Genomic DNA, 18,428 nt, shown 5'->3' with positions numbered 1-18,428 from the left:
CTAACCCCTGTGAAGGCTAAAATTATGTAGGTCACGCCAATGTCGATGAACACATTCGGTCATCTTTTTCGGGTTACCACTTGGGGCGAAAGCCACGGGCCAGCCCTTGGCGCGACTGTTGACGGATGCCCTCCAGGTGTCGCGATAGATGCCGCAATGCTGCAGCATTGGCTTGATCGCCGCAAACCAGGGCAGAATAAATACACCACGCAACGCCGCGAACCTGATGAGGTGGAAATTCTTTCGGGCGTTTACGAGGGCCAGACGACAGGCACGCCGATACAGTTGATGATCCGCAACACGGATCAGCGGTCGAAAGATTATTCTGAAATTGCCGAAAAATTCCGTCCAGGCCATGCCGACATCACCTATTGGCAAAAATACGGTATCCGCGATCCGCGCGGGGGTGGGCGATCAAGCGCCCGAGAAACCGCTGCACGCGTGGCCGCAGGCGGGGTCGCACGCGCGGTTTTGGCCACGCTGCTGCCTGATCTGCAAATTACGGGCTTCATGGTGCAAATGGGCCCACATCAGATTGACCGCACGCGGTTTGACTGGGATCAGATTGAGCAGAACCCATTTTGGACGCCTGACCCCAAGGCAGCGGCAGATTGGGCAAGCTATTTAGATGGTCTTCGCAAATCGGGCGACAGTGTCGGCGCGGTGATCGAGGTGGTCGCGCGCGGTTTGCCCGCAGGGCTTGGCGCGCCAATTTATGGCAAGCTCGATACGGATTTGGCCGCAGCGATGATGTCAATCAATGCCGTGAAAGGTGTTGAGATTGGCGAGGGCATGAACGCCGCTGCCCTGCGGGGCAGTGAAAACGCGGATGAAATCACGATGGGCGCAGATGGCCCGCAATACGCCTCTAATCACGCGGGCGGGATTTTGGGTGGAATTTCCACTGGCCAAGATGTGGTTGTGCGTTTTGCCGTGAAACCCACCTCCTCCATCCTGACGCCGCGCCAAACGATCACGAAATCGGGCGAATCGGCTGAAATCATCACAAAAGGGCGGCATGATCCTTGTGTGGGTATTCGTGCCGTTCCCGTGGGTGAAGCGATGATGGCCTGTGTGGTTCTGGATCATTTGTTGCTGCATCGCGGACAAATCGGCGCAAATCGTGGCAACATCGGCTGATCGTTTCTTAGATTAGTTTCAAATTCCGTAAAATTTTCTCGGCCTTGCCGCTTTTTAACCAAGTTTCCTTGCGATCTTGAGTGGGTAAACGAGTAAGAGGTTAACTATGCGACAGGCCAAGCGAACATGGGCACTTCCGAGATCCTTTCGGGTGGATGGAAGAACGATGATCATCGCGCTTATGGCGCTTGGCCTCCTCATTGGGATGGTTTGGCGGATCGGCCCGACCCCCGATGTCTGGGCAAGCACCAATGACAGCACGGCGGGTTTGCGGGTGTTCTCGCAAGACGACCGACTCGTCTCTTTCGAAGATTTCGAGTTTAACGAAGGCGGCTTTAGTGGTGCGGCTCAATCAAACCAATCCGTGATAACGGGCGGTATTCTGGGCCCTGTTGCAGCGGGGTTGGTGATCCAAAAACCAATCCTTTTGCCACTTGGTTTTCGCAATGCTGTGCTTGAGTTAGACCTGTGGCTTCTTGACGGATGGGACGGTGCGGCGGTTGAACTGAGCTTTGCCGATGCAGCCTTGCGCATTACGGGCGCGGCGGATGCCCCTGTGATCGAAATCGCGCGGCAAAGCCCAACAGGCACGCGGTTTCAATTGCTTGACGCGTATCCCAAACCCGATGGGTCACTGCAATCGGGAGAAGAAACCACACGATTATCTTTGCGCATTGCGGTCAGCAGCTATGACGCAGAGGGCGAAATCAGCCTATTTGGCAGTGATGATACGGATAGCCCCTATCGCATCGCTATTGATAATCTGCGCGTCATTGTCAGCGATACGCCGCTTGACGGGGCCTAACTGCTTGGCGCCGTTGGGGTGACGCGGGCCAACTGCACCGCCAAAATCCCGCCTGCGATAATGGCAACCCCAATGATGTCGGCCAAAGATAATTTTTCCCCAAGGAGCGCCGCGGCAATCGCCACGCCGAAAAACGGATTCAAGAAATGAAACGTTGCGGCGCGGGTTGCTCCAATGCGGGCGACCAACAAAAACCAAATCCACGTTGCCAAAAGACCTGGGGCTAAAGTTGTATAAGTGAAGGCCCAAAAGAGACGCTGCGACATGTCAAATTCTGGCGTTTCAAAGATTAAGGCAAAGGGCACCAAGACAATCGAGCCAACCGCCATTTGCAAGCCAACGGTCATGATCACATTTCCGCCCGAGGCTGAAGCACTGCGCACGGCCAATGTTGCGATGGTCAGCGCCACGGCAGCAATGACGCAGAGTGCAAGGCCCATGACATCCGCCCCGCCTGTTAATCGCTGTGACATAATCAGCGCCACCCCAGCAAAGCCCGCTATCAGGCCGAAAATCCCAAGCTTTGGGAGGGTTTCGCGGAAAAACGCCCAATTCGCAGTCGCCACCAACAGCGGCATACTCGATGCGATGATGGCTGCAAGCCCCGCTTCGACCGTTTGCATGGCGATAAAATTCAGACCCAGATAGATCGCGTTTTGGCAGGTGCCAAAAATCAAAATGCCGCGCCATTGCTTGGCCGAAAATTTCCAGTGTTGTCCGAGGGCCTTGGCAATGGCCACACCAATCAGACCCGCTAATCCAAAGCGCAGAACCAATGCGTAGAGGGGGGGCGCGGCTTCAACGATCATTCGCGCGGAGGTGAAAGCCGAAGACCATATGAGGGCGAAAATCAGCCCCATTCCAATTGCGCGAAAATCCATGTCATGCATCCTGCCGAAACCTGCTTGCGACACAGAAGCATGAAACCCGCCCAAGAAAAAGGGCCACCCAAGAAGGCGGCCCTTAAAACTTCAAAACTGCGAAAACTTAGCCGTTTACGCTGTCCTTCAATGCCTTTGCGATTGTGACCTTCACAACCTTGTCGGCAGGCTTTTTGATCTGCTCACCCGTTGCTGGGTTGCGCACCATACGCTCGGGACGTGCGCGGCAGTATACTTTGCCAATCCCAGGAAGGGTTACTGCGCCACCGCCTGCGACTTCTTTGGTGATCACTGCGGTCACTGCATCCAAAGCGGCTGCTGCGGTTTTCTTGTCACTGCCCATTTCGTCGGCAAGCGCGGCAACAAGCTGCGTCTTTGTCATCGGTTTCTGTGCCATTTTTTATCTCCTTTACTCCCCGAACCCTTGGGCTCGCTGGTGCGAAATTACCCTAATATTGTGGAGGGACACAACAATTAGTAGACAAAATGGTGCAGAAAACATGCATCTTGACAAAAATTTATATATTTATAAGAAAGCCGTTTCCTCAAAAGACCGCAATTTTCGGCTATGAAGGCGTTCAAGCGGCATTTCGCGCAATTTTTCCATGGCGCGAATGCCAATCAGCAAATGCCGCGTCACTTGGGTTTTATAGAATTCTGAGGCCGTTCCAGGCAGCTTTAACTCGCCATGCAGCGGCTTATCCGAGACACAAAGCAGCGTGCCATAAGGCACCCGAAAGCGAAATCCATTGGCGGCGATGGTTGCGCTTTCCATATCGAGTGCGATGGCGCGACTTTGGCTGAGGCGCTTTACGGGGCCAGATTGATCGCGCAATTCCCAATTGCGATTGTCGATTGTGGCGACCGTGCCTGTGCGCATGATCCGTTTCAATTCATAGCCAGACACTTGCGCAACATCTGCCACAGCATCCTCAAGGGCAATTTGAACTTCGGCCAATGCGGGGATAGGAACCCATGCGGGCAGGTCATCATCAAGAACATGATCTTCGCGCAGATAGGCATGTGCCAAGACATAATCGCCAAGCGCCTGCGTGTTGCGCAGACCTGCACAATGACCAACCATCAACCATGCATGGGGTCGCAAAACTGCAATATGGTCAGTGGCGGTTTTTGCGTTTGAAGGCCCGACCCCAATATTAACCAAACTAATACCTGCATTGTCGTTCCGGGTGAGGTGATAGCTTGGCATCTGGGGCATTTTTGCGGGATGTGTGAGCTCTGCCTCAGCCGTCATTAGGACTTGATTTCCCGGCCCAACGAGGGCGGTGTAGCCGCTGTTTGGGTCGGCCAACATTGCCCGCGCATAGGCAATGAATTCGTCAATATAGAATTGGTAATTGGTGAACAGAACATGGTTCTGGAAATACACAGGATCAGTCGCGGTATAATGAGCGAGCCGTGCTAGAGAATAGTCGATCCGTTCGGCGGTAAAGGGCGCAAGCGGCCCCGACCCGTCTGGATGCTTAAAGCCAAAGGAATTGACGATCTCGTCATGGATGCCGCCCAGATCAGGCACATCAAACATATCGCGCAAGGGAAAGGTTAGCGCTGCCTCTTGCGGGACGTTGAGATTGGGATCCGTCAGCACTGCAAAATGCAGCGGAATTGGCGTAGAGGATACCCCAATCGCGACCTCAACATTATGGTTTTCAATCAGAAGGGCGATTTGCTGTGTCAGGTAATTGGCAAATAAATCGGGGCGCGTGACCGTTGTGGAATAGGTGCCTGGTTCTGCGACATGACCAAAAGAAAGGCGGGTGTCGATCTTGCCAAAACCTGTCGTGGTAATCCGTATCTCAGGATAAAAGGCGCGATAGCGGGTGTTCTCGCGCGGGGCTTTCAAGGCCTCGGAAAAGGCATCGTAAAGGAATTTTGTGGCCGCCTGATACAGCAGTTGCAATTCGGCGACTGCGTCTGCGGCCTTACTGAAATATTTCGGGTGAGGTGCGGCGGGCGATAGAATTTGCTCGTCTTTGGCTGATTTTCGCATCGCGCACTCCCCCTGATTTAACCTTAGCCTGTGTGTTTTAGACTGCGCATTTGTTCGTAATATTCAAGCGCCTCGGTCAGCAGCCCATGATATTCTTTGGGCAAGTCGGGCAATGGCCCTTCGGGATCAGAAATCCCAGTTGAGCGATGCACAGCCCCATACCAATGCTTGGCCCAGATCCCATCTTGGGCCCGTGGCCCTGCGGGCCAAGATAACATTGCCGCGTCAAACGGAAGGTCGGCCGCCGCGCAGATCATGCGCAACATGGCCTCTGGGTTCGCGCGAATATCTGTGCTGTCGAAAATTGGGCCAGGAAGGCGCTGATAAAGCGCCCATTGTTGAGGATAGCCAATATCAAGCAGGCTCGGCATATCGCGTTTAGCGAGGTAGGAGGCAATGACGCGGGCGGGGTGACGGATCAGATGCATATTCACGCAGCCCTCAGCCCAAGTCAGGTCAAACCCATCCAACATATGGTGGGGCATGTGTTTCATATACCAATGCTCTTTTCCGTCAGGCGGGCTGCCCGCACAGCGCCGCGCCACGGTCTTGGCATCGCTTTCATGCGCGGCAAGGATCTCGGATCGCATCGGGTGGTCGAGCCCTGTCTCTGCCAAATAGGGGGCGTAGAATGGCTCGTCCCAAACTGCGCAATCGGTGCGCGCGCCAAAGGCATACATCATCGCAGTCGAAAGGTTGCGTGGCCCCGACCACATGGCAATTTTTGTCATTCTATTCTGTGCCTTGATCAATCATGTCTTTATAAAGCGCGCGGATGCGCGTGGTCAGGGGGCCCAAATCGCCTGTGCCGATGACGCGGCCGTCAATCTCGCCCACAGGGGTTTGCGCGCCAAATGTGCCCGTCAAAAATGCCTCATCTGCGCTATAGGTTTCCACCAAGGAAAAGTTTTTCTCAAAGACGGGGATGTCATTGTTGCGGCACAGGTCAATGACCTTCTGCCGTGTGATCCCATTCATGCAATAATCGCCTGTGCTTGTCCAAACCTCGCCCTTGCGAATGATGAAGAAATTGCACGCATTTGTGGTGTTCACAAAGCCATGGATGTCTAACATCAAGGCCTCATCGGCCCCCGCCTTTTCCGCGGCGATGCAAGCGAGAATACAATTCAATTTGGAATGAGAGTTTAGCTTGGGGTCTTGCGTCATCGGCAAGCCGCGCAGATGTGGCACTGTGGCCAGACGAATGGGGCGCGGGATGGAGGGTTTGGAATGCTCCATGATGATCGCAACAGTCGGGCCAGAACGCGACAGGGCAGGATGTTGAAAGGGGCGCATCTTGACCCCACGTGTGACCATCAATCTGGCATGGGCATCGGTCTGCATCTCGTTGGCGCGGCGGGTGTCTTCGAGGGCCGCAATCACCGCGGCGCGGGTCATACCGATATCAAGATCAATCGCTTTGGCAGCCTCAAACAGGCGATCCATATGATCGTCCAAAAAGGCCCATTTCCCATTATAGAGACGTAACCCCTCCCAAACGCCATCACCAAGCATAAAGCCGCTGTCATAGACGCTGACCATTGCCTCGGCGCGGGGTTTGAGCACTCCGTTGATCCAGATCAGAATATGTTCATTGCGCGCGTCTTCTTCGCTTTGATGTGTGCTGACCATGATTTGCCTCGCCCTTGCCCTAGTCACCTTCGCGTGAGGAGACAGGATGCCGTCTTGATGTGCAATATCAATCACAGTTTAGTGCGGGCAGTTTCCACATTTTCCCAAAGCAATGGGAGGCAGGCTATGACACGGACTGACAATAAATCACTGCGCAGTGGGTTTAAACTGGTCGTTTTGAGTGTCGCCATTGGGCTGGCATTTGTGTTGCAAATGCTTTCGCCTCAGGATCGCGGCGCGGTGATTGTGCAATCTCTGTTGAAGGGGCAAATGCCCGTCTTCGGGCACAGTGCGCCCTGTGATCTGGTGTGCAAAGGCCCGCAGATCTTGCCCGCGACAGGCGATCTGAACGCGCACGGGCCCCGTTTGCGGGATATCTGAGCGCTACGACAGCATAGCCTTATGCGCCTTAATGGCCTCATTCAGGTCGGCATAGTAGTTAAGCTTTCCCGCCTCAAGAATGAGCGCCGCATCGCAATAGTCGCGCAGTTCGGCCAGATTGTGGTTCACCACCAACGCACTAGATCCGCGGATGCGATCCCGAAATACGGCCGCACTTTTGCGCCGAAATGCAGCATCACCCACGGCCGTCACCTCATCAACCAAATAGGTGTCGAACTTGATCCCCATAGAGAGACCAAAACTAAGCCGTGCGCGCATCCCTTGGCTATAGAGGCGGACGGGGCGATCAAACGCTGCGCCGAGTTCGGCGAAATCGGCAACAAATTCGAGAAGGTCTTCGCTATCCACCCCATAGACGCGGGCAATGAAGCGGGTGTTTTGGGCGCCAGATAAATCACCGTGTAATGAGCCGCCAAACCCGACAGGCCATGAAATGCTGCCCTCGCGCAGGATACGCCCGTGATCTGGTGATAAAATCCCCGCAATCATCCGTAAAAAGGTCGATTTGCCCGCGCCATTGCGCCCCAATAAGGCTAAAGCGCGCCCCTTGGGTAAGGTGAGGGTCACATCATCTAGAATGATGTGACGGGATTGGCCTGTGCGAAAAGATTTTGAAAGATGCTCAAGCTTGATCATCGTCTTACCGCCTGTCGCGTAACGCATAGGCCGCTAAGGTGAGAACAACATAAATCAGGCCAGCAAACAGGCTCGCCAAGGTCAGGATCAATGCGCGCTTGGGATAATCGGCATCATCGGGCAGGGCAGGGCGAATAAAGACTGCCAGATAGCGGGTCTGACGCGCGAGATTGTCTTGTGCCATTTCTAGGGCGGCTTGTGCGGCGGCGTATCGACGTTCAGCCAATTCTTGCTCGGTCGCCAGCGCCTCATATTGCGCCAAAAGATTGGGGTAATCACGGCCATTTCCGCCCATTGGGTCGGCGCTGGCGAAACTGGCCCTTTCTTGTAAGATTCGGCTTTCGATCACAGAAATGCGCGCACGGGATTGCGCAAGGCGCGGGTCATTTTCACCCGAAGTGGCCGCCAACATGTCGGTTGCGATTAACGCTTCGGCCAATTGCTGTTGCAGGGTGTTCAGAACCCCCATTCGTCCCTGAAGGTCTGAGCTGATATCCACGATTTGACTGCGGGTGCGAAAATCCGTCATCGCGCCGCGCGCAAGGGTTAAATCTGCACCCGCTTGGGCAAGATCTATTTGGGCAAATTCCAAAAGGTTCTCGCGTGCCGCCAAATTCAATTCATTGATCAAAGTCTCACTTTTGGAAATGACCGCCTCAGACAGCGCCAAGGCCATTTCGGGCGAAAAAGCGCGCAGACGAAATTCGATCAGGCCAGAGGCGCGGTCATAGGACAGGCTTGTCATCCGCCGCCAATAGCGAAGCAGATCGGTGGCCTTGGCCTCGGGGTTTAGACTGAAGAGCGGATCACGGCTGTAAGCGGCGCTGTAATGGGCGATCATGTCCAACTCTTGATCCAGACGCATGGCTAGATCGCCGCTGCGGATGAATTCATAAAGAATATCGGCATCGCCCCGCGGTGCGGTCAGCCCGCCCAATTGCACCAACCCGCCAAGTCCCGTGCTTTGCAGGCTGCTGCCTTCTTCTTGGCGCACAGTAAAGCCTGCAATCACCTGATATTGCGGGGTGGCAAAGACCCAAAGATAGATCGCCAAGAGGCTAAGGGGTAAGACCACCCCAAAAAGGCCGCCTGCTGCGGCGATCAGATGCCGCGGTCGCATCTGTGCGGGGCGTGCCGTGGGGCGCACTTGGATGATGCGTTTGGGCTGATCTACCATTGCTTCACCATTTTGCGCCACACTGCGCGCTATGAGAAAGCCGCAAACGATATCGAACCGTTTCCCTGCTCTTCGGGTGATCCTTGCTTTGATGCTGCGCGAGATGTCTACGCGCTATGGTCAAAGCGCGGGGGGCTACTTGTGGGCGGTGGTCGAGCCTTTGGGCGCAATCTTCATCCTTGCTGCAGGCTATGGAATGATCTTGTCGGCCCCGCCCTTGGGGGTGTCTCATATTTTGTTTTTGGCCAGCGGGTTTTTGCCCTTCTCTCTGTTTCAGTCGATGCAGCTCACCGTGGCGCGCAGTTTGATTTTTTCTCGCCCCTTGCTGAATTATCCAGTGGTGGGATGGTGCCACGCGGTGGTCGCGCGCGGCCTGTTGAACGGGCTGACAGGGTTGTTGATTGCGGCAATTGTGTTGGGGGTGGTTTTGGGCATCAGCACCGCCCGCGCAACGCCAGATGCGCAATTGATCCTTGCGGCGTTGGGTTTGTCCTTGGTGTTGGGTGCGGGGGTGGGGGTGTTGAATGCCGCCCTGATCGGGCTTTGGCCCGTTTGGGAGCAAATTTGGTCGGTCGCAACGCGGCCCTTGTTCTTTGTTTCGGCGGTGTTCTTTTTGCCCGAAACCCTGCCAAACTGGGCGCAGGATATCTTGTGGTTCAACCCGTTGATCCATGTGGTGGGCTTGATGCGCGATGGTCTTTATGGGTTCTACAGCCCCGCCATTACCCCGCTCTATGCCTGTGCCGCGGGGGTGATCCCTCTTGCCGTGGGGCTTTTGGTGCTGACGCGGTATCATCATGTGATTTTATCGCGCTGATATCGCGCAATCAGCCGCGCGGGATCACGCGATAAGTTGTGCAAAAGCCCATCCCAAATGGCTAAGGCCAAGAGCGTCAGATAGGCCCCGCGATTGCCCACTTGGCGGCGTGCCTTGAGGATCCATTTGGGCAGGATCACGAGAAGAACAGCCCAGAACCAAATCCCCGCCGCCTGACGATATAGGATCATCAGGTTCCGATGATAAAAATAGGCTTTCCAGACTGGGTAAAACCCGCCGCCCGCGCCTGAAAATGTTTTGCAGGCATGGCGAAAGCGGATTTGCGGTAAAAAGACACCCGAAAACCCCGCTTTGGTCGCGGTGAGGGTATAAATTCCATCTTCGCCTGAAACAAAGAGTTTGGGGTTTGGTGTCCCAATTTTGGTGACAATCGCACGGCTTACAAACAGCCCAACAAAGGACGTCACATCAATCGGGTGGGGTGCGGTTTGGTGATAGGCGCTATGCGGGATATGAAAGCCCGCCCGCCCATATCGCGCAGTTGCCCAAAACCTACCCCAATCCCAGAACGGGTTTTGAGAGGGGCGGTTCATTTCCATAATCGTGCCATCAGGCGCATAAACTGCGGCGGCAATCATATCTGCGCCGCGGTGATCCGTGCTGTGAAACGCTGCAATGGCACCTGTTTCTGGCCATGCGTCATCATCCATGATCAATAGCCAATCGGGATCAAGGGCGGACATCGCAAATTTGATGGCTGTGGCAAAGGCCCCCGCCCCGCCTTGATTCCGCGCCATTCGAATTGGCAGAACACGGGGGTCGGGATTCGCGCAAAGCATCGACCAAGTTTGATCGCTTGAGGCATTATCGACCACAACTATGGCGGCCAGATCACGAGATGTGCTTTCCAGAAGTGCATCAAGTGCGCGCGATAAAGACGCGAGGCGATTATGCGTTGCAATCACCGCCACCAACCGACCCTTAGGCGGTGCATTCCCGTCTGGCCTTGGGCGCTGGCCCGTGGGTGCAGGGCTGCCCAAATGCAACATGGGTGTCAGGCAGGTCATCGCCAATCTTGGCCTCTCGCGCGAAATCTCAATCGCAGCCAAGTTCGGATATTTTGCTTAAAGAAAGGTTTCAGACGCGGTGATAAGGCGCGCCCGCAAGGATTGATGCGGCACGGTAAAGCTGTTCAGACAGCATCACCCGCACCAACATGTGCGGCCAAACCATACGGCCGAAGGAAATACGCCGTGCGGCTTCGCCGCGTAGGTTTGGCTCAATGCCATCTGCCCCGCCAATGATCAGCGCCAAATCGCTTGTTCCTTGATCACGCACTTGACCAAGACCTGTGGCGAATTCTGGAGAGCTTAGGGTCTCGCCCCGCTCGTCTAGCGCCCAGATCATCGCGGATTTTGGTAAAGCACGGCGCAGCAAGTCGCCTTCGGCTTTCATGCCCTGATTCTTTTTATCTTCCACCTCAATGACATCGCCTAAAGTCAGGCCAAGTGCGCGGCCTGTGCGATCAAATCGCGTGAGGTATTCGGTAATCAGATCATGTTCGGGGCCTTGCCGCAGGCGGCCGACACAACAGATGGACACGCGCATGGCCGATTAGGCCTGCGCCGTGCCATTGGGCAGCCACATCTTTTCGATCTGGTAGAAATCCCGCACTTCGGGGCGGAAGACATGTACGATCACATCGCCCGTGTCGATTAAAACCCAATCACCTGCGTCTTTGCCCTCGGTTTTGGACAAAAGCCCGTAATCTTGCTTGAGGCGATCCACCAAATTGGTCGCTATAGCGGCCACTTGCCGTGTCGAACGCCCCGAAGCCACGACCATATAATCGGCCATTGAGGATTTCCCCGCCAGCTCGATTGTGATTACGTTTTCAGCTTTGTCATCGCTCAGAGAGTCAAGCACTTGGTCTAGCAAATCCTTGCCACCAATGCGGGGTGCATGCGTGTCGGCATGCGGCGCAATCTCTGCGGTGTCAGTTACCGCCATTCTCGGTCCAGTCAGGACGAAGGCCCTCCGTTTCATGGCGTCAGTCTAAGATGGGCAACCATCTGGCGCTGACGAATAGGGCAAGGATACCACTGCTTTGGGATGATCTCAATGCAAAGGATAATATGGGATTTATACAAATGAAACGGGCCGCGATGTGCATCGCGGCCCGTAACCTCGTGGGGTGTGTTTTATTCAGCAGGCGCAAGTGCTGCGGCGCTGTTCTTTGCGAAATGCTTGCGCGCAAGGATCAGAACCAAGGCGATCATTCCGAATTGCAGGCCTAGGGCCAATGCGCTGAGCACCCAATAGGCTGCGTCAAATTTTGCGATCATGCCTGTGGCGACCAGACCTTTGTTGATCCAAAAATGACCCAAGACAGACATTGCAACGCCGGGGCAAACAAGGGCGTATGAGCCTGCAGAGGCTTCGGTGCCATTGATGAAGCGGCCAAGATAGCCCACGCTGGCCAAGGCCATGATGCCAAAGAGTGCGATCAGAACTTCAATCGACAGCATGCGTGTCAGGAAGGTAAATGTTTCACCCGCACCGCCATGGATGTCGAAATGAACGTGCAGGCCATGCGAGATCCGCATCATCGCAATCGAAACAACAGTGATCAGCGGAATGATGACCATCAGCGTGGGGGCGGCCTCAACATTCAGACCGTTCTCCATGATTGAGCGCAGACCCAATATCGCGGCGACAAAAGCGATCAACAGCGCCGCTGTGATGAAGAAGGTTCCCAGAATAATCGAGACCCCTGCCGTCAGTTGTAGGTTCGACATTGCGGCGGGGGCAGCAAGGCCAACACCGATCATAGACAGCGCAAATGCGGGCAGAACTTGGGCAAAGGAGTTGTTCGCGGCACATTTGAAACCGCCATTGGCAAAGCGCGCCTTGAGGAAATCAGCGATCATGCGGAATGCCAGAATGCCGATCATCAGGAAGGCGGCCATGGCTGCGGGGAATAGATATTCCACAATGCTCCATAGCCCTGGGACAAAGGTAAGACCCAGAAGAAAGCCAACATTAACCGTCATCGCCAAGGCAAGAGGCAGCGCCAAAACTTGGCTCCCTGCGTTTGAAGCGGCAAAATCTGAATAAGACGCTGCTGCGCGGAACGCAGAGAAGCGCCCAAGGTTCCAGATCAACAGTTTGATGTTCAAGAACCCAAAAACTGCGACCCCCGCCATGGCGCCCAAGACCATAGCCTGCTGCAAAATTGACCCTGTCGTCAAAACCGCAAAGTTGTTTTCGAAGATCGGAACGGGTTGGTCAGGATGCGGCACCCAAAACATCAGCCACATAAAAAACGTAACGGCCAATCCCCCCGCACCGAGCGAAGCAAGGAAGTAGAGCGGTGAATATCGATTTTGAGCGAGTGACATTGTTAGTCCCCTTTGATGAACTTTGTTAACTAATTTCTGAACTAGTCGGTTTAGTTTAGCAACGGATGAAATGTCGCAGGGCAGAGAATTGGCTAAATTTGACTATATCTTGTAGAAAACTGGTTAAACTTATCCACATCGTGGGGTTCGTGATTGACTCTGCGATGGCAGCGGCGAGACAGTAACACTGGATAAGAATCACCGAAGGGTCTGCCTGTGCGGTTTTCCAGATTACGCTTGAACGGCTTTAAAAGCTTTGTTGACCCGACCGAATTGGTAATTTCGGACGGTCTTACGGGCGTGGTTGGCCCCAATGGCTGTGGCAAGTCTAATCTTCTGGAAGCGTTGCGGTGGGTCATGGGCGAGAATCGCGCCTCGGCGATGCGCGGCGGCGGTATGGAAGATGTGATTTTCGCGGGGGCGGCAACACGGCCTGCGCGTAACTTCGCAGAAGTATCCCTTAGCATCGATAATCAAGACCGTCTCGCACCCGCAGGGTTTAACGAGGATGACACCCTTGAGGTCGTGCGCCGTATCACCCGCGATGCAGGATCTGCCTACAAGGCCAATGGCAAAGACACGCGTGCGCGTGATGTGCAGATGCTGTTTGCGGATGCCTCAACAGGCGCGCATAGCCCCGCCTTGGTGCGGCAGGGTCAGATTTCGGAGTTGATCAACGCAAAACCACGCGCAAGACGGCGGGTTCTTGAGGAGGCTGCGGGTATCTCGGGCCTCTATCAGCGCCGTCATGAGGCCGAGCTAAAGCTGAAGGGTGCAGAAACCAATCTCACCCGTGTTGATGATGTGATTGAACAACTGGCGGGGCAATTATCCTCGCTTGCTCGGCAGGCGCGTCAAGCCGCGCGGTATCGCGAGGTTGGGACAGAGCTGCGCCAAGCCGAAGGGATGCTGTTATATTTGCGTTGGCGAGAGGCAGATCAGGCCCGCGCGCGCGCTGAGGAAACCTTGCGCTTGGCCGTGCAATCTGCGGCGCAGGCTGAGGCGGCCGCGGTCAAGGCCGCCCAAGCGCGTGAGGAGGCCGAAGCCGCCCTTCCCCCTAAACGGGAGGAGGAGGCAATCGCTGCCGCAATTTTGCAGCGGCTGACTGTAGAGCGCGAAACGCTGCAAGCCGAAGATTTCCGTGTTCGCCAAGCGATTGAAGGATTGGAAGCACGGATTGAACAACTGACCCGTGACATTGGTCGCGAAGACAGTCTTAACACGGATGCAAGCGAAACAGTGGCCAAGCTGATGGAGGAGCGCGAAGCCCTCTTTGAGGCACGTAAAGGCCATGATGAGGCGTTGAAGGCCGCGTCACTTGCAGCCGCTGATGCCGCTGAGGTTTTGGCCGATTGTGAAACGGGCCTCAGTCAGCTGACAGAAGACGCAGCGCGTCTTGCAGCGCGCCATCAATCCGCAGAGCGCATTGTTTCTGACGCCCGCGCCGCCCTTGAGCGGAACCGCGCCGAGGCGGAAAAGGCACGGCTTGCGGCGGCGGAAGCCGAGGCGCGCTTGGCCGAGGTGAGCCACGATGTAGACACAGCACAAACCGCTTTGGCCAGTGCGACAGAGCAGGCAAACCAAGCTGAGGCTGCATTGGCACAGGCCGAAGCAGATCGCGCCACCGCCCAAAGCGAAGAGGGCGAGGCCCGCGCCGCTTTGGCTGAGGCCAATGGCACGCTGAGCACGCTTGAGTCCGAAGTGCGCGCATTGCGCCGCCTGCTTGAGCGTGAACAGGGCGCGGCGGAGCAATTGCTGGATCATGTGAAGGTGGATGTGGGTTTTGAGGCCGCCGTTGGGGCGGCCTTGGCCGATGATCTCAAGGCCCCGATCCGCGCAGATTGTCTGGCAACACGGCTGACAGGGTGGCTTGGTCTGGATCAATATGCCAATCCCCAACCCTTGCCCCAAGGGGCGATTTGTTTGGCCGATGTCACCCGCGCGCCGCGCGTATTGGCGCGGCGTTTGTCGCAGGTCGGTATTGTCGATGCCGCAGATGGGGCGCGGTTGCAAAAGGATCTTTTGCCAGGTCAGCGCTTGGTCAGCCGCGAGGGCGATCTCTGGCGGTGGGACGGCTATAGCCTTGCATCTGAGGACAGCTCAAGCGCGGCTGCACGGCGCTTGCAGCAGGTTAATCAACTGGAAAAGTTGGATCGGGAATTGACTGCGGCCAAGGATGCCGCCGATGCAGCCCGCAGCCGCCATGACGAAATTTCAGCACGTCTCACTGCCGCAAGCGAGGCAGATAAAACTGCCCGCCAATCGCGCCGTGATGCCGATAGCGCCATGGCCGAAGCCAGTCGCCTCTTGTCGCGCGCCGAAGCAGAGCGCAATATTTTGGCAGGTCGTCTTGAAACATTGACCCAAGCCGTCAGCCGCCATGGCGAGGAAGCCGCAAGTGCCGAGCGGCAATTGGTTGAAGCTGAGGCGGGGCAAAAAGCCCTTGAAGACCTCACGACAATGCGCGCGCGGGTTGAAAGCGCGAAATCGACAGTCGAGGCTGCGCGCCTGACGATGTTGGCCAAACGCACGGCGCATGATGAGATCAAACGCGAAGGCGAAGCGCGGGAACGCCGCATTGATCAAATTGCAAGCGAAGTAGATGGGTGGCAAAAGCGTCTTGATACCGCAAAGTCCCGCATGGCGGAGCTGAATACCCGCCGCATTGAGGCTGAGGCTCAATTGCAAGATGCGAAGAACAAACCCGACCATCTTGCGGGCCAGCGCGCAGAATTGGCGCAAAAGATCAAAGATGCCGAGGCGCGCAAGGCGGCTGCCGCAGATGCGTTGAGCGTTGCAGAAGGTATTGCGCGCACCGCGACATCAGCCGAGCGCGATGCCGAACGCAGCGCCTCGGATGCCCGCGAAGCCCGCGCGGCTGCCGAAGCGCGGCGCGATGGTGCGGCAGAATCCGTTGCCCATGCAGCGGAGCGCATCCATGAGGAGATAGAAGTCACCCCTGATGCGTTGTTAGAGCAATTAGAGACAGACCCGACCGATATGGCCTCGGCTGAAAAGCTTGAAGGTGATGTTATGCGCCTGCGCCGTCAGCGCGATGCGCTTGGTGCGGTTAACCTTCGGGCTGAGGAGGATGCGCGCGAAGTCCAAACCGAGCATGACACGTTGCTGTCAGAAAAGCAGGATCTTGAAGCGGCCATTTCAAAGCTACGTTCGGGGATTGCGGCCTTGAACAAAGAAGGGCGCGAGCGTCTTTTGGCAGCCTTTGATGAGGTCAACCGCAATTTTGGACAGTTGTTTAGCCACCTGTTTGGCGGTGGTGAAGCGCGGCTTGTTTTGGTCGAAAGCGATGATCCTCTCGAAGCGGGGCTTGAGATCCTGTGCCAACCGCCGGGCAAGAAACTCTCGACCTTGTCACTGTTGTCGGGGGGAGAACAAACCCTTACCGCGCTTGCGCTTATCTTTGCGGTCTTCTTGGCCAATCCTGCGCCAATCTGTGTGTTGGACGAGGTGGATGCGCCTTTGGACGATGCCAACGTGACCCGTTTCTGCGATATGTTGGACGAGATGACCCGCCGCACCAAAACGCGCTTCTTGATCATCACGCACCATGCTGTGACGATGGCGCGGATGGATCGCTTGTTCGGCGTCACAATGGCCGAGCAAGGTGTCAGCCAATTGGTCAGTGTTGATCTGAAAAAGGCTGAGGCTTTGGTCGCCTAGGCGGCCAAGACCGCCAGAAGCACGACAGCCATCACAAATGCGGCCCATGATTTCCAAAGGATCGTAACCGCGTTCGAAATATCGCTGCGTGTGGCCTCTGCCCGTCCTGCGGCGTTCAGGCTTGGGTGATCGCTGAGATGCCCATGATAACTGCGCGGGCCTGCCAATGTGATATCAAGCGCGCCTGCCATTGCGGCTTCGGGCCATCCTGCGTTGGGGCTTGGGTGCTTTGAGGCGTCCTCTCGCATCACCGCCCAAGCCGCAGGTTTGCCGCAAACAGCGGCAATCAGTGCCCCGCTGAGACGGGCAGGGATGTAGTTGAGGATGTCGTCAAACTTGGCGGCAGCAAACCCAAATTCCTCATGTCGCGGGGTGCGGTGGCCAATCATGCTGTCGGCTGTGTTCACGAGTTTATAGAGCAACACGCCAGGTAGCCCGAGGATGAGAAACCAAAAGGCAGGGGCAATCACCCCGTCTGAAAAATTTTCAGCCGCAGATTCAATCGCGGCACGGCTGATTTCGCTTTCACCCAATTCAGCCGTGTCCCGCCCTACGATATCGCTGAGCGCGCGGCGGGCTTCGGGCAGCGACAGGCCCAAAGCATCGCGCACGGCCAAGACATGGGATATGAGGCTGCGCTGTGCGATGAGGATGGCTGCAAGCAGGATTGAGATCACCTCCCCAAAGGGCAAGAGGGCGATTGTGGCCCCAAGCCCCAAAGCGCCAAGGGACAAAAGCGCCATAACCGTCACGCCTGCGCTGCGTGCAGCCGCGTTTTCGGTGTTGTAGCGGCGATCTGCCCAAGCAATGATCCGCCCCATCACCACGGCAGGATGGGGGATACGCTGCCACAGCATGCGTGGTTCGCCAAATAGGGCATCAAGGCCAAGCGCCAGAACCAAGAGGGCAGCGGTTTCCGTGATCATGCCAATGCCTTTTCCAACCTTGTCCAGTCCTCGGGTGCATGGGGTAAGCCCAGTCTGATCATAGAGGTGGAATAGGGAAAGATGCGTGTCCAGATGTGATGCTGCGCAAGCTTGGATTGCAGGGCCGCAGCGTTGCCAACATGGAACAGTCTAAACAGGCTTGTGCCGCACGGATCATTTGCGCCCGCCGCCGCCATCAGCGCATCAAGCCGCGCCGCATCTTGCGCCAATCTACGGCGGGTGTCCTCGGCCCATGCGGGATCACGCAAGGCCCGCGCCCCGATCACAAGGGCGGGGCCTGAAACAGACCATGGGCCCATTACCGCCCGCAAACGGGCAATCGTGTCGGGCGCGGCGATGACAAAGCCAAGGCGCAGACCTGCAAGGCCCCAGAATTTCCCAAAGCTTTTAAGCACAATATCGCGACTGCTTTCTGCGATTTTGGGCAGGTGGCTGGCCTCAGGTATCACATCGCAGAAACTTTCATCATAGATGCGGATTTTGTCACCGACTGGTGCAGGCGCGAGGCGACCATCGGGGTTGTTGGGGTGGACATAGATCTCAAGCGCGGCGCTGCCTTGGGTTATCGTCCAACCTGCACCCTCGAAACTGGCCGCCCATTCATTATAGGTGGGCATGGTGATTTGCGCGGATTTGTCCAAATCCCCAAAAATCGTGGGCAATCGCGCAATTGCCGCAGAGGCGCCATGTGTTGGCAGAATATCAAGATATGCGGGAACCGACCAAAATGCGCGCGCGGCGGCAATCAGCGCAGCCTCAGCCCCCTGATCGGGCAGGGCGTGCCATGCATCGGCAGGCAGGTCACCGATTGGATAGGGGGAGGGATTGATCCCTGTTGAAAGATCAAGCCAATCTGCGCGCGCCCCACCATATTGGGCAGCGGCGGCATCAATTCCGCCCCCATGGTCGCGGCTATGTTGCGTTTTGGTCGTCATGC

General features: G+C 56.2%; 18 protein-coding genes. 5 read left to right on the top strand and 13 right to left on the bottom strand.

Annotation, left to right across the window (positions count from 1 at the left end):
- The first annotated feature begins 39 nt into the window (after positions 1 to 39).
- Both aroC and I3V23_08640 read left to right on the top strand, forming a co-directional pair.
- The gene (gene aroC / locus I3V23_08645; protein ID QPI84659.1) at positions 40 to 1,140 is read left to right on the top strand and encodes a chorismate synthase; all 1,101 of its coding nucleotides are present in this window, start codon (positions 40 to 42) and stop codon (positions 1,138 to 1,140) included.
- A 166-nt stretch (positions 1,141 to 1,306) separates the two neighbouring features.
- Positions 1,307 to 1,945: a hypothetical protein gene (locus I3V23_08640; GenBank protein QPI84658.1), complete on the top strand. Its 639-nt coding sequence runs from the start codon at positions 1,307 to 1,309 to the stop codon at positions 1,943 to 1,945.
- Here the strand turns inward: I3V23_08640 and I3V23_08635 are convergent.
- From I3V23_08635 to I3V23_08615, 5 genes are all read right to left on the bottom strand, one after another.
- On the bottom strand, positions 1,942 to 2,826 hold the full coding sequence (locus I3V23_08635; protein ID QPI84657.1) for a DMT family transporter: 885 nt from the start codon (positions 2,824 to 2,826) through the stop codon (positions 1,942 to 1,944). The genes I3V23_08640 and I3V23_08635 overlap by 4 nt on opposite strands.
- Positions 2,827 to 2,932: 106 nt before the next feature.
- Positions 2,933 to 3,223, bottom strand: coding sequence for an HU family DNA-binding protein (locus tag I3V23_08630; protein QPI84656.1), 291 nt, complete (start codon positions 3,221 to 3,223; stop codon positions 2,933 to 2,935).
- 129 nt (positions 3,224 to 3,352) lie between these two features.
- The gene (locus I3V23_08625; protein QPI84655.1) at positions 3,353 to 4,837 is read right to left on the bottom strand and encodes an AMP nucleosidase; all 1,485 of its coding nucleotides are present in this window, start codon (positions 4,835 to 4,837) and stop codon (positions 3,353 to 3,355) included.
- A gap of 23 nt (positions 4,838 to 4,860) precedes the next feature.
- Entirely contained in the window at positions 4,861 to 5,553 is a 693-nt protein-coding gene (locus I3V23_08620) for an HAD family hydrolase (GenBank protein ID QPI86765.1), read from the bottom strand.
- A gap of 16 nt (positions 5,554 to 5,569) precedes the next feature.
- Positions 5,570 to 6,469: a D-amino acid aminotransferase gene (locus I3V23_08615; protein QPI84654.1), complete on the bottom strand. Its 900-nt coding sequence runs from the start codon at positions 6,467 to 6,469 to the stop codon at positions 5,570 to 5,572.
- Positions 6,470 to 6,595: 126 nt separating this feature from the next.
- Between I3V23_08615 and I3V23_08610 the strand changes: the two genes are divergently transcribed.
- The gene (locus tag I3V23_08610) at positions 6,596 to 6,850 is read left to right on the top strand and encodes a hypothetical protein (protein QPI84653.1); all 255 of its coding nucleotides are present in this window, start codon (positions 6,596 to 6,598) and stop codon (positions 6,848 to 6,850) included.
- A gap of 3 nt (positions 6,851 to 6,853) precedes the next feature.
- Here I3V23_08610 and I3V23_08605 read toward each other — a convergent pair whose 3' ends face one another.
- Complete coding sequence (locus I3V23_08605) at positions 6,854 to 7,507, bottom strand: ABC transporter ATP-binding protein (GenBank protein ID QPI84652.1); 654 nt, start codon at positions 7,505 to 7,507, stop codon at positions 6,854 to 6,856.
- A gap of 4 nt (positions 7,508 to 7,511) precedes the next feature.
- Positions 7,512 to 8,684 carry a sugar transporter gene (locus I3V23_08600; protein ID QPI84651.1) on the bottom strand — a complete coding sequence of 391 codons (1,173 nt, stop codon included), beginning with the start codon at positions 8,682 to 8,684 and terminating at the stop codon, positions 7,512 to 7,514.
- Between the two features lie 31 nt (positions 8,685 to 8,715).
- Between I3V23_08600 and I3V23_08595 the strand changes: the two genes are divergently transcribed.
- Positions 8,716 to 9,501: an ABC transporter permease gene (locus I3V23_08595; GenBank protein ID QPI84650.1), complete on the top strand. Its 786-nt coding sequence runs from the start codon at positions 8,716 to 8,718 to the stop codon at positions 9,499 to 9,501.
- Here I3V23_08595 and I3V23_08590 read toward each other — a convergent pair.
- The 4 genes from I3V23_08590 to I3V23_08575 all read right to left on the bottom strand — a co-directional run bounded on the left by I3V23_08590 (position 9,480) and on the right by I3V23_08575 (position 12,863).
- Complete coding sequence (locus I3V23_08590) at positions 9,480 to 10,511, bottom strand: glycosyltransferase (protein QPI86764.1); 1,032 nt, start codon at positions 10,509 to 10,511, stop codon at positions 9,480 to 9,482. The genes I3V23_08595 and I3V23_08590 overlap by 22 nt on opposite strands.
- An 88-nt stretch (positions 10,512 to 10,599) precedes the next feature.
- Positions 10,600 to 11,070, bottom strand: coding sequence for a 23S rRNA (pseudouridine(1915)-N(3))-methyltransferase RlmH (gene rlmH / locus I3V23_08585; GenBank protein QPI84649.1), 471 nt, complete (start codon positions 11,068 to 11,070; stop codon positions 10,600 to 10,602).
- Between the two features lie 6 nt (positions 11,071 to 11,076).
- A complete protein-coding gene (gene rsfS, locus I3V23_08580) occupies positions 11,077 to 11,472 on the bottom strand; it encodes a ribosome silencing factor (GenBank protein QPI84648.1) in 396 nt (131 codons plus the stop codon).
- A 191-nt stretch (positions 11,473 to 11,663) separates the two neighbouring features.
- Positions 11,664 to 12,863, bottom strand: coding sequence for a hypothetical protein (locus I3V23_08575; GenBank protein ID QPI84647.1), 1,200 nt, complete (start codon positions 12,861 to 12,863; stop codon positions 11,664 to 11,666).
- Positions 12,864 to 13,079: 216 nt separating this feature from the next.
- Between I3V23_08575 and smc the strand changes: the two genes are divergently transcribed.
- Entirely contained in the window at positions 13,080 to 16,544 is a 3,465-nt protein-coding gene (gene smc / locus I3V23_08570; protein ID QPI84646.1) for a chromosome segregation protein SMC, read from the top strand.
- Here smc and I3V23_08565 read toward each other — a convergent pair.
- On the bottom strand, positions 16,541 to 17,470 hold the full coding sequence (locus tag I3V23_08565) for a cobalamin biosynthesis protein (protein QPI84645.1): 930 nt from the start codon (positions 17,468 to 17,470) through the stop codon (positions 16,541 to 16,543). The genes smc and I3V23_08565 overlap by 4 nt on opposite strands.
- Positions 17,467 to 18,426 (bottom strand): pyridoxal phosphate-dependent class II aminotransferase, encoded by a 960-nt coding sequence (locus I3V23_08560; protein ID QPI84644.1) that lies wholly within the window; start codon positions 18,424 to 18,426, stop codon positions 17,467 to 17,469. Before I3V23_08560 ends, I3V23_08565 begins: the two co-directional genes overlap by 4 nt.
- Between the last annotated feature and the right edge of the window lie 2 nt (positions 18,427 to 18,428).

The organism is Rhodobacterales bacterium HKCCA1288, assembly GCA_015693905.1.
Taxonomy (GTDB): Bacteria; Pseudomonadota; Alphaproteobacteria; order Rhodobacterales; family Rhodobacteraceae; genus M30B80.
Note: the sequence above shows the minus strand (reverse complement) of the source record. Positions and strands in the feature narration are given on the sequence as shown.

Coding starts and splice junctions, on each gene's coding strand:
- I3V23_08635 (QPI84657.1), bottom strand. CDS start 2,826: ATGGATTTTCGCGCAATTGGAATGGGGCTGATTTTCGCCCTCATATGG.
- I3V23_08605 (QPI84652.1), bottom strand. CDS start 7,507: ATGATCAAGCTTGAGCATCTTTCAAAATCTTTTCGCACAGGCCAATCC.
- I3V23_08560 (QPI84644.1), bottom strand. CDS start 18,426: ATGACGACCAAAACGCAACATAGCCGCGACCATGGGGGCGGAATTGAT.
- I3V23_08625 (QPI84655.1), bottom strand. CDS start 4,837: ATGCGAAAATCAGCCAAAGACGAGCAAATTCTATCGCCCGCCGCACCT.
- I3V23_08600 (QPI84651.1), bottom strand. CDS start 8,684: ATGGTAGATCAGCCCAAACGCATCATCCAAGTGCGCCCCACGGCACGC.
- I3V23_08620 (QPI86765.1), bottom strand. CDS start 5,553: ATGTGGTCGGGGCCACGCAACCTTTCGACTGCGATGATGTATGCCTTT.
- rsfS (QPI84648.1), bottom strand. CDS start 11,472: ATGGCGGTAACTGACACCGCAGAGATTGCGCCGCATGCCGACACGCAT.
- rlmH (QPI84649.1), bottom strand. CDS start 11,070: ATGCGCGTGTCCATCTGTTGTGTCGGCCGCCTGCGGCAAGGCCCCGAA.
- I3V23_08565 (QPI84645.1), bottom strand. CDS start 17,470: ATGATCACGGAAACCGCTGCCCTCTTGGTTCTGGCGCTTGGCCTTGAT.
- aroC (QPI84659.1), top strand. CDS start 40: ATGTCGATGAACACATTCGGTCATCTTTTTCGGGTTACCACTTGGGGC.
- I3V23_08630 (QPI84656.1), bottom strand. CDS start 3,223: ATGGCACAGAAACCGATGACAAAGACGCAGCTTGTTGCCGCGCTTGCC.
- I3V23_08575 (QPI84647.1), bottom strand. CDS start 12,863: ATGTCACTCGCTCAAAATCGATATTCACCGCTCTACTTCCTTGCTTCG.
- I3V23_08595 (QPI84650.1), top strand. CDS start 8,716: ATGAGAAAGCCGCAAACGATATCGAACCGTTTCCCTGCTCTTCGGGTG.
- I3V23_08610 (QPI84653.1), top strand. CDS start 6,596: ATGACACGGACTGACAATAAATCACTGCGCAGTGGGTTTAAACTGGTC.
- I3V23_08640 (QPI84658.1), top strand. CDS start 1,307: ATGATCATCGCGCTTATGGCGCTTGGCCTCCTCATTGGGATGGTTTGG.
- I3V23_08590 (QPI86764.1), bottom strand. CDS start 10,511: ATGTTGCATTTGGGCAGCCCTGCACCCACGGGCCAGCGCCCAAGGCCA.
- I3V23_08615 (QPI84654.1), bottom strand. CDS start 6,469: ATGGTCAGCACACATCAAAGCGAAGAAGACGCGCGCAATGAACATATT.